This window comes from Paraburkholderia sp. SIMBA_054 (assembly GCF_046534875.1).
GTDB lineage: Bacteria > Pseudomonadota > Gammaproteobacteria > Burkholderiales > Burkholderiaceae > Paraburkholderia > Paraburkholderia hospita.
In genome coordinates this window covers 1-279 of the sequence record NZ_JAWRXV010000621.1, presented here as the reverse complement: position 1 = coordinate 279, position 279 = coordinate 1, and the positions used below count along the sequence as shown (strand labels likewise).

The following is a 279-nucleotide window of genomic DNA, read 5'->3' as shown; positions in this document are numbered from 1 at the left end:
CAGATATCTACAGGTAAACTAAGTGAAACGACGCGTCTTAATCAAGGAGAACTCATGACGTATCAACAAGCTGGACGCATTGCTGTTTTGAAAAGGATTTTGGGTTGGGTGATTTTTATACCTGCATTGATCTCTACATTGATTTCTTTGCTGAAATTTATGAATACCCGGCAGGAAAACCAGGAAGGCATTAATGCGGTCATGCTCGACTTTACTCATGTCATGATCGATATGATGCAGGCGAATACGCCTTTTTTGAATCTATTCTGGTATAACTCC

The 279-nt window shown here is 40.1% G+C and carries 1 protein-coding gene; it reads left to right on the top strand.

What is annotated here, in order from left to right:
* Nucleotides 1–54: 54 nt before the first annotated feature.
* The coding region (locus SB822_RS56575) for a YniB family protein (RefSeq protein ID WP_249532216.1) at nucleotides 55–279 on the top strand (225 nt) is incomplete at its 3' end.